Here is a 9,178-nt window from a genome sequence, read left to right as displayed (position 1 = left end):
TCGACGACGAACGAGGCGAAGTACCGGCCCGCCGCGTCCTTGATCACCGTCACGCTGGACGGGACCGACGGCAGGCGCCGCGACCAGCGCACCGCCACCTCGCCGATCTTCGGCAGGACGAGTTTCCCGTTCTGGCCCACCTTGAACCAGGCGTTCCTGGTGAACCGGATCGCCTGCCGGTTGTCCCTGCGCGACCGCAACCGAGGCGCGGCGACCTTCGGCCCCTTGCGCTTCCCGCTGAGACTGGCGAAGAAGTTGCGGTAGGCCATGCAGGCGTCAGCCAGGGCCTGCTGGAGCACGACCGCCGATACCTCCCCCAGCCACACCCGATCCGGGCGCTGCTTGGCCTCGGTGATGACGCGCTTGGACAGGTCCCCGTCGCTGATGAACGGCAGGCCGTCGGCGTGCGCTTGACGGCGGGCCGTGAGCGCGTCGTTGAACACCACCCGTGCGCACCCGAACGCCCGTGCCAGCGCGATCCGCTGTATCGGGGTCGGGTCCAGCCGGAAGGAGTAACGAAGCCGCACGAGGCGCATCCTACAGTTGGCCTATGGCCCAACACAGCGAGATCCGGACCGGCAGACACTGCGTTTTCCTGCTCCACGCCCATTTGGTTTTCGTGACGAAGTCCCTCGGCACCGAGTCTTCACCGACACCCACCTGACCCGCATGGAAGAGATCATGAGATCGGTGTGCGCCGACTTCGAAACCCAGCTCACCGAATTCAACGGCGGCAACAACCAGGTACACCTGCTGGTCGACTTCCCACCCAAGATCACCATCTCGAAGCTGGTCAACAGCCTTAAAGGGGTGTCCTCACGACGGATGCGTCAGGAGTTCCCCGAACTCGCCCGCCACTACTACCGGGCGAACAAGCTGTGGTCGGGCTCCTACTTCGCCGGGTCGGTGGGCGGCGCACCCCTGTCCGTCCTACGCCAGTACATCGAGCAACAGAACCGGCCCACCTGAACCGGGTGAACGCCGATTCACCTGACGGCGAATCAGCTGTTCCCGCCCCGCTACGCAGGCTTCTCGGCTTCACCCCTGGCCCGAAGGCCGGAGCACTACCGACGACTCCGGTAGCCCGCTCTGCCGGCTCGGCCGTCCCGGGACCGGGAGGTCAGCCCTCGGTGCCCTCGGCGGGGCCGCCCTCGTCGTCCATGTCACGGACGGGGCCTCCGGTGGTGCCCGTGGCTCCCGTGGCGCCGCCCGTCGCGTCGGCCGGGCGGTCGCGCGGGCCCTCCATCGGGTCGTTCTGCTGGGGCACCTGGTGGTGCTTGCCGTGCGCCCCGAACATGTCCTTGATCTTCTCGAGAATGGACATCTGATCCCCCGATCAGTGATCCCCCGGACGGGGCCGGGGGCCGTCGGTCATTACATACCCAGACAGTTGACACACTTATCGGTGTGCGCCAGCAGCCAGTCATCGCCGTCGTGGGACCCACGGCGGCCGGGAAGTCCGACCTCGCCGTGGACCTCGCCCTGCGGTTGGGGGGCGAATGCGTCAACGCCGACTCCATGCAGCTTTACCGGGGCATGGACATCGGCACGGCCAAACTCACCCCGGAGGAGTGGCGCGGCGTTCCGCACCATCTGCTCGACATCTGGGACGTCACGGTCACGGCGAGCGTCGCCGAGTACCAGAAGCTCGCCCGGGCGCTGCTCGACGCGCTGGCGGTCCCCGTGCTGGTCGGCGGCAGCGGCCTGTACGTGCGCGCGGCCATCGACGACCTGGAGTTCCCCGGCACCGACCCGCTGATCAGGGCGCGCCTGGAGGCGGAGCTGGCCGAGACGGGCCCCGCGCCGCTGTACGAGCGGCTGACGCGCGAGGACCCGGTCGCCGCCGCGGCGATCCTGCCCAGCAACGGCCGCCGGATCGTGCGCGCGCTGGAGGTGATCGAGCACTCCGGCCGGCCGTTTTCGGCGACCATGCCGTCCTACGAGGGGGTCTACCCCAGCGTGCAGATCGGGCTGGAGGTGCCGCGGCCGGAGCTGGACGAGCGGATCGCGCTGCGGGTGGAGCGGATGTGGGCGGCCGGCCTGGTGGAGGAGGTGCGGGGCCTGCTGGACCGGGGGCTCGCGCGGGGCCGCACGGCGAGCCGCGCCCTCGGCTACGCCCAGGTGCTGCGGTTCCTGGAGGGGGAGTGGACGGAGGAGCAGGCGCTCGAGGAGACGGTCCGAGCCACCAGGCGTTTCGCCCGGCGGCAGGAGTCGTGGTTCCGTCGCGACCCCCGGGTCCACTGGCTGCCGTACGACGCCCCCGACCTGCTCGACCGCTCTCTGGCCCTCATCGCAGGCGGCGCAACGGCCTGAGGGCTCAGGCCGACGAAATTCGTGCGGGACACCTGTCATCCGAACGCGCCTCCCAGGCGGTAGTCATCGCCGGAAGACGATGAGACGGAGCAGGTGGATGGACGAAGAGTTCGCCGCATACGTGGCACAACGCCACTTACGGCTCTGCCGTATGGCCTATCTCCTCGCCCGGGACTGGGGCACGGCCGAGGACCTGGTGCAGACGGCGCTGGCGAAGGCATGGGTGGCCTGGCGGCGGATCGAGGGCAATCCCGATCCGTACGTCTATCGCATCATCGTGAACACCCATGCCTCGTGGTGGCGGCGGCGCTGGCGCCGGGAGGTCCCTGCCGAGAGCGTCCCCGAGACGGCCGATCCCCGTGACCGGGCCGCCGAGGTGGACGAGCGGACGGCGCTGTGGAGCGCCATCGGCACGCTCTCCCCGCGCCAGCGCGCGGTGATCGTCCTGCACTACTTCGAGGGGCGGACGCTCACCCAGGTCGCCGACATCGTCGGCTGCTCACTCGGAGCGGTGAAGAGCCAGCTCAGCCGGGCCCTCACCCGTCTCCGTGTCGATCCGGACATTCAGACCATGAACCTGGAGAGGGTCCAGCGATGAGGCACACCGAGAGCGACCTGCGCGATTTCCTGGCCGAGCACGGCCGGCACCGGACCGGCGGCGAGCCGGCCGCCCATCTCGACGCGATCGTACGACGGGGCCGCCGCATGCGCCGCACCCGGCGGGCCGTGACGGCCGGAGCGGCGATGGCCCTGGCCTTCTCCGCCGCCGGACTGGTGAACGGCCTCGGGACGGGAGCACCCCGGGCGGAGGACACGGCGGTCGCGCAGCGTCCGGTGGACGCGGCGCAGGTCGAGACCGGCCCGCGGCTGCCCGAGAATTTCCACGTGGTGCTGGGGGCGGAGAAGTACGACCTCCCCCTCATCCAGTCCGAAGGGTTCGCGACGACGGGCGTCCGCCGGACGGTGACCTTCACACCGACCAGCTTCTCCACCGGGTACCAGGTCGTCTGCGACGATCCCCGGGCTTGGGTCGTCACGGTGGGCAAGCTCAAGGGCGGTGAGACGGGCGGCGCGGCCGGACGGTGCAGGAAAGCAGTGGCCGGGCAGCACGACGAGCTCTCGGCGCCCTCTGGCTGGCTCAAGGGCCCGCAAGCCATGCAGGTCTGGGTCTTCCCGGCGGACGCTCCGGTCCTGGAGGTGGCAAAGGCCCTCACGGACTGCCGGCCGGCCCCGCACTCCAGGTCGAAGGACTGTGAAAGCGAGTCGGCAAAGACCGGGGCGCTGCTCCGCCCCGAGGTGCGCGAACGGCTGTCGGCCCTGGTCGGCGAGCGGCCGGGCAGATGGGCCGTCGGAATCTACGACCGGCCGGCCGAAGGCACCCCTTCACCGAGCGGCGACCCTTCGGCGCAGGCCGAGACTCCGTCGGGCGGCGTACTCGGCTCCGGAGGCGCCAGGACGCCCTGACGACCGGACACGACGGGGGCGCGCGGACCCCGCCGCGCGGGCCGCTGAACCGCTGGTCCGCGGGCTGGGCATAAAATTGGTCAATGCGCTTTCTCAAGGGGCACGGCACCGAGAACGACTTCGTCATCCTGCCTGATCATGACGGCGAGCTGGATCTGCCCGCCTCCCTCGTGGCGACCATCTGTGACAGGCGCGCCGGCATCGGCGCCGACGGCGTGCTCCGCGTGGTTCGCACCAAGCTCAGCCCGGAGGTGTCCGACCTGGCGGGCGAGGCCGAGTGGTTCATGGACTACCGCAACGCCGACGGCGGCGCCGCCGAGATGTGCGGCAACGGCACGCGCGTCTTCGCCCGCTACCTCGTCGACGCCGGCCTGGCCGAGCCGGGCGAGTTCGCCATCGCGACCAGGGGCGGGCTCAGGAGGGTGACCCTCGACGTCTCCGGGGACGTGACGGTCGACATGGGCCTGCCCGTCGTGCACGGCCGCAGCGTCGCGACCGTGGCGGGCCAGGAGTTCGAGGGGCTGCACGTCGACATGGGCAACCCGCACCTGGCCTGCGCCACCGGCGAGCCGGTGGTCCAGCTCGACCTCAGCCACCAGCCCGGCTTCGACCCGTCGGTCTTCCCCGGCGGCGTCAACATCGAGCTGTTCAACCCGGTGGGACCGGCGCGCGCGGTCATGCGCGTGTACGAGCGCGGCTCGGCCGAGACCCGCGCGTGCGGCACCGGCGCGGTCGCGACGGCCGTGGCGGCGGCGGCGTTGAGCGGCGACATCACCGGCACCTGGACCATCGAGGTGCCGGGCGGCACGCTGACCGTCACGCTCGGCGTCGAGACGAGCTACCTGGCGGGCCCGGCGGTCATCGTCGCGGCCGGGGAGCTGATGCTTGCAGAATGATGTTCTCCTGAGGGATGCTCGGTTCGCTTTCCGAACCGAGAGGAGTGGACCATGGCGGATCCACGCACCACCGCGCGGCTGGTGAAGGGGCCCATCGGTCAGTACGGCGGCGGCTTCATGGTCTCGCGCGAGGCCAAGGCGCTCTGCGAGAAGCTCGGGCTCGGCGCCCGCGAGCTGTACTTCCGGGGCCGCTGCGGCGTGCTCGGCGAGTGCGAGGCCGACGTCGTCGCCTCGGTCGCCGTGTTCTTCCCGCGCGCCCACGTCGAGGAGAGCTGGAACGGCGGGCGTCGGCTGCCCGTCGCCGAGGCCGTCGCGCTCTACGCCGGGGTGTGCCACGCCTGGGGGCGGCGCCGGCTCGGCGACCACGACGGCTGCGCCCGGATCGCCGAGCTGCTCGAACGGGTCGTCGAGCACGCCCCCGCGCCCGGGGCGCCGCTGTTCGCCGGATGGCGGGCCGTGCCCCTGCCGGACGACCCGCCCGCGCGGGCCGCGCAGCTCATGCACGTCGTCCGCGAACTGCGCGGCGGCCTGCACGCCAACGCGGTGATCGCGGCGGGCATGAGCCCCCTCGACGCGATGCTCGCCGCCGAGCACGACGGATCGCCGTTCGGTCAGGTGACCGGCGAGGTGATGGCCAAGTTCTCCCAGTGGCCGGAGCCGTATCCCCAGCCGGCGCCGGAGCTCGTCGCGCGCCGAGCGGCCGTGGAGGACACGACGGACGATCTCCTGGCACCGGTTTTTTCCGTGCTTAATGGTGACGAATCGGACGAGCTCATCGAGCTTCTGCGTTTTGGGCAGGCTCGTTGACCTGGCAGACTGGCTTGCCATGGACGTGGACATCTGGGCCTGGGTCGGCGAAACCCAGCAGCAGCTTTCTGAGGCGGGCAACGTGGGCCTCGCCATGGCGCTGGGAGACCTCCCCGCACAGGCCTACGAGGGCCGTTACCCGCAGCTCGACGTCATGGCTCCGGCCATCGCGCAGCAGGCGGAGACCCTGGAGCTGCCCTGGCTGGAGTTCTACGCCCGCTACTGGCACCTGATCGGCCGCGTGGGCGACCGTGCCCAGGGCGCGGTCGCGGTCGGCGACGCCGAGCAGCTTCTCGCGTTCGCCGAGCGCGAAGACGTCCGCGACTGCCCGGCCGCCCCGGCGGCCGTCGAGGCGCTCGCGCTCGCCTGGGCCAACGCCGACGGCCCCGGCTACGCGACCCAGCGCCTGGAGAAGCTCGGCGCGGCCATCGAGGCCGCCGACCCGGCGGGCCCGGTCTACACCGGGCTGGTCACGCAGTACGTCTCGGCCCTCACGGACGCGGGCCGGGCCGGCGAGGCCGTCACCTACGCCGAGGCCGCCGTCGAGCGACTGGGCGCCGCGGGCCGCCAGGCGACCTGGGAGCTGGGCGCGGAGAGCGCCCGGGCGCTGCTCGCCGCCGGCCGCGCCGAGGACGCGCTGAACGCGCTCCAGGCCGCCGCCGACTTCCAGGCCGACGACCCGGTGGCCAAGCCCCACCGCGACGGTGTGCGCCGCGCGCTCATCCTGGCCACGCTGGGCCGCGTCGCCGAGGCCGTCGACGCGCTGCCCGACCTCGACGTGGTGGGCGAGCACCCGGGCGACTGGGTCGAGTGGACCCGCGCCGTCAGCCTGCTGGCCGGCTCCTCCCAGATCACCAACACCTGGCAGCTCGGCCGCGTGATCCGCCAGTGGATCGACTACTTCGGCATGATGGGCGGTTACCGCTCCCGCGTCGAGCTGGCCCTGATCGCCGGCGACCTGGCCATCGCCCGGCAGGGCGTGTGGCAGGCCCGGCTGCTGGCCGACCTCGCCGAGTCCGGCACGGTCGAGCTGCGCGACAGCACCGGCCTGGCCGAGCAGATCGCGGCCCTGCGCGCCGCCGCCGACGCGACCCCCGAGCCGCCCGCGCCGGGCCCCGTCGCCGAGCGCGTCGCCTACTTCGACGCCGCCGACGGCCACAACGCCGACCCCGAGCGCTGGGCCGGCTGGCTCTCGCCGCTGTCCGGCCAGGACCTCGAGACCACCCGCCGGCACGCCACCACGCTCGGCTACCTCGGCTACCCCGCCACGGGCGCCGACATCTACTGGAAGCTGCTCGTCGACGAGGGCGACGTCGCCACCGCCGACGCCGACGACATCGCCTACCTGACCACGCTGCTCGTCGAGGCCCGCCAGGACGAGCGGCTGGAGCAGATGGCCGCGATGCTCCCGCACGACCAGCAGCAGCTCACGCTGGCCCGCCTCCACATGGCCCGCGAGCGCTGGCCGGAGGCGCTGGAGGCAGCCGAGCACGCCGTCGCGGCCGGCTCGGGCATCGAGGGCCGCCGGATCGTCGCCGCCGCCGCCCAGCAGCTCGACGACAACGCCAAGGGCGCCAGGGCGCTGCTCGACATCCTCGACGAGCTCACCGAGGAGGACACCTGGCGCATGGTCGTCATGGCCACCTCCGCCGAGGACTGGGACACCGTCCGCAAGGGCGCGGCCAAGATCGGCATGCCGATCAAGACGACCACGGGGCCGATCGAGGAGGAGATGGGCCTCATCCGGGTCATCCTCCCCGCGCCCGACGGCGGCCAGCGCCAGGTGCTGTCCATCCGCACCGGCCCGGCCACCGCCCGGCTCGCCCTCCCGCAGCCGCGCGGCATGGACTACAACGCGGGCGACCTCGTGGTGTTTGACCCGCAGCTGCTGGAGCCGGTCCCGGACGACCCCCAGGAGGCGCAGAACTTTGTGCCCCCGTTCGCGGCGGTGCGCATCCTGCGGCCCGGCGGCTACACCAGCTACTTCTTCGACGGCGCCGCGCCGAGCGAAGAGGACTGGGCGGAGTTCACCGAGGTCATGGCCGAGCGCGGCTGGCCGATGTGGGTCTACAGCGACGACAACTACACGATCACCCACCCCACCAGCGGCGAGCCGCTGCCCGGCGTCTTCGGCTGGGTGGCGGTCCCGCCCGGTGTGTCGGCGGTCGAGGTCGACGCCCTGCTCGACGACGCCACCGAGCGCTGGTCGCACCCGCTGGCCTGGCTCGACCTGGCGCGCGAGGTCGACGTCGAAGTGGAGCGGCACGAGCGCATCGTGAAGGAGTACGGCCTCTAGCCAGGCCATGCGGTCCCGGGCGCCCGCTCACGGGCGCCCGGGACCGGAGCGTACGGAACGCGGTCAGTGGAGGAGACTGGGGGATCGGTCCGCTGGACGCCGTCCGGAGTACGGAGTCATTGGTATCGGCGGGGTGTGGGCCTCGGTGCCCGGGTTGTGGTCGCGGGACGGGTGGTCCGGTGAGGGTGGTCCGCCGGGTCGCGCGAATGGATCACCTGGTAGCTTGCGCTCCGGATCGGAGAACGGCCCGCGACGCGCCCCGGGCCGTCTCCGATGCCGTGAACCTCGCGTGGGGGGCATTGCCCGCGCGACAGACGTGGAGGGGACGATGCAGGACATCGACAGGCTGGCCGCGGTCATCCGGGACGAGCGGCCGTGGGGCGGCTTCGAGCGGTTCACGCTCAACGAGCCGTCCACCGTGAAGATCATCGAAGTCCTGCCCGGGGAGCGGCTCAGCCTCCAGCGGCACGAGCACCGCGACGAGCTGTGGGTGGCGCTCGACCCGGGCAGCGTGTTCGAGGTCGACGGCAAGCGCCTGGAGCCCGAGGTGGGCGAGCGCATCCTGATCCGGCGCGGCCAGACCCACCGGCTGAGCTCGTCCGGCCCGGCCACGCGCATTCTGGAGATCGCGTTCGGCCACTTCGACGAGGACGACATCGAGCGGCTCGAGGACTCCTACGGTCGCTCCTGACGGCCCGCGGTAGCCGGCGGCCTTGTTCGGCGCTGCCCGGCGATCCATCAGGTCGAAGGCGGGGGAATGCCGAGCGGGAAGGCGCTCCAGCGCCTGAGTGTGCCTTGAGTCGCAGGCTCGTGCGGGTTCGGGCGAATACTGGGTGTTCTGAGAACTCGATGGTCATACTGATCGTGTGTCTGGTCAGGTGCGTACTTCCCCCGGTGCGGCCTACGAATTGGGCTACCACGTGGTGTGGTGTCCCAAGTGTCGGCGGCCTGTCCTGGGCGGTCGTGTCAGGACCCGGCTGGAGGAACTACTGCGTGCCAAGGCCGCTGAGCACGACTGGGAGATCATCGCCTTGGAGGTGATGCCCGGCCATGTGCATCTGTTCGTCAAGCCACACCCGAGGAACTCCCCGTCGTACGTGGCCGACCAGTTCAAGGGCTGTACCTCCCACCACCTGCGGGCCGAGTTTGCGCACTTGCGCTCCCGGCTGCCGACCTTGTGGTCGCGCTCGTACTTTGTGGCGAGTGTGGGCGCAGTCGGCGCGGCCACGGTCCAGCGGTACATCGAGACCCAGGGCGAGCGTGTCCCCAAGGCCAAGAGCGGGGGCGAGGATGCGTAGGTCGTTCAGGTTCCTGCTGCGGCCGACCCGGCACCAGGAGATCACGCTGACGGCGATGCTGGACGATCATCGGGCGTTGTACAACGCGGCGCTGGAGGAACGAC

At 71.5% G+C, this 9,178-nt stretch carries 11 protein-coding genes and 1 pseudogene; 10 read left to right on the top strand and 2 right to left on the bottom strand.

Translation table 11 applies throughout. From position 1 onward, the window contains the following. Positions 1-527 (bottom strand): transposase (locus tag AB0H64_RS44775; protein WP_357638016.1); only part of this gene is annotated, 527 nt, incomplete at its 3' end. Positions 528-550: 23 nt separating this feature from the next. On the opposite strand from AB0H64_RS44775, the pseudogene tnpA (AB0H64_RS44770) reads away from it, so the two are divergent. Beyond that, positions 551-969, top strand: a pseudogene (tnpA, locus tag AB0H64_RS44770) (IS200/IS605 family transposase). Positions 970-1,120: 151 nt separating this feature from the next. Here tnpA (AB0H64_RS44770) and AB0H64_RS44765 read toward each other — a convergent pair. Then, the gene (locus tag AB0H64_RS44765) at positions 1,121-1,324 is read right to left on the bottom strand and encodes a hypothetical protein (protein WP_357638015.1); all 204 of its coding nucleotides are present in this window, start codon (positions 1,322-1,324) and stop codon (positions 1,121-1,123) included. Between the two features lie 83 nt (positions 1,325-1,407). On the opposite strand from AB0H64_RS44765, the gene miaA reads away from it, so the two are divergent. From miaA to AB0H64_RS44720, 9 genes are all read left to right on the top strand, one after another. Next, positions 1,408-2,313, top strand: coding sequence for a tRNA (adenosine(37)-N6)-dimethylallyltransferase MiaA (miaA, locus tag AB0H64_RS44760; RefSeq protein ID WP_357638013.1), 906 nt, complete (start codon positions 1,408-1,410; stop codon positions 2,311-2,313). A gap of 97 nt (positions 2,314-2,410) precedes the next feature. Next, positions 2,411-2,911 carry a SigE family RNA polymerase sigma factor gene (locus AB0H64_RS44755; protein ID WP_357638011.1) on the top strand — a complete coding sequence of 167 codons (501 nt, stop codon included), beginning with the start codon at positions 2,411-2,413 and terminating at the stop codon, positions 2,909-2,911. Beyond that, positions 2,908-3,777 (top strand): hypothetical protein, encoded by an 870-nt coding sequence (locus tag AB0H64_RS44750; protein WP_357638009.1) that lies wholly within the window; start codon positions 2,908-2,910, stop codon positions 3,775-3,777. The genes AB0H64_RS44755 and AB0H64_RS44750 overlap by 4 nt, the downstream gene beginning before the upstream one ends. An 83-nt stretch (positions 3,778-3,860) precedes the next feature. Then, positions 3,861-4,673, top strand: a complete 813-nt coding sequence (dapF, locus tag AB0H64_RS44745; protein WP_357638006.1) for a diaminopimelate epimerase — start codon at positions 3,861-3,863, stop codon at positions 4,671-4,673. A gap of 51 nt (positions 4,674-4,724) precedes the next feature. Beyond that, positions 4,725-5,480: a hypothetical protein gene (locus tag AB0H64_RS44740; RefSeq protein ID WP_357638003.1), complete on the top strand. Its 756-nt coding sequence runs from the start codon at positions 4,725-4,727 to the stop codon at positions 5,478-5,480. 19 nt (positions 5,481-5,499) lie between these two features. Continuing rightward, entirely contained in the window at positions 5,500-7,776 is a 2,277-nt protein-coding gene (locus tag AB0H64_RS44735; protein WP_357638001.1) for a tetratricopeptide repeat protein, read from the top strand. Positions 7,777-8,104: 328 nt separating this feature from the next. Beyond that, positions 8,105-8,467, top strand: coding sequence for a phosphomannose isomerase type II C-terminal cupin domain (locus AB0H64_RS44730; RefSeq protein WP_310710431.1), 363 nt, complete (start codon positions 8,105-8,107; stop codon positions 8,465-8,467). Between the two features lie 175 nt (positions 8,468-8,642). After that, entirely contained in the window at positions 8,643-9,074 is a 432-nt protein-coding gene (tnpA, locus tag AB0H64_RS44725; RefSeq protein ID WP_357637997.1) for an IS200/IS605 family transposase, read from the top strand. Next, positions 9,067-9,178: helix-turn-helix domain-containing protein (locus tag AB0H64_RS44720; RefSeq protein WP_357638019.1), on the top strand; the 112-nt coding region annotated here is incomplete at its 3' end. The genes tnpA (AB0H64_RS44725) and AB0H64_RS44720, both read left to right, overlap by 8 nt.

The organism is Nonomuraea sp. NPDC050733 (assembly GCF_040654215.1).
Lineage (GTDB): Bacteria > Actinomycetota > Actinomycetes > Streptosporangiales > Streptosporangiaceae > Nonomuraea.
The sequence above is the reverse complement of the archived record's forward strand: the minus strand, read 5'-3'. Positions and strand labels throughout refer to the sequence as shown.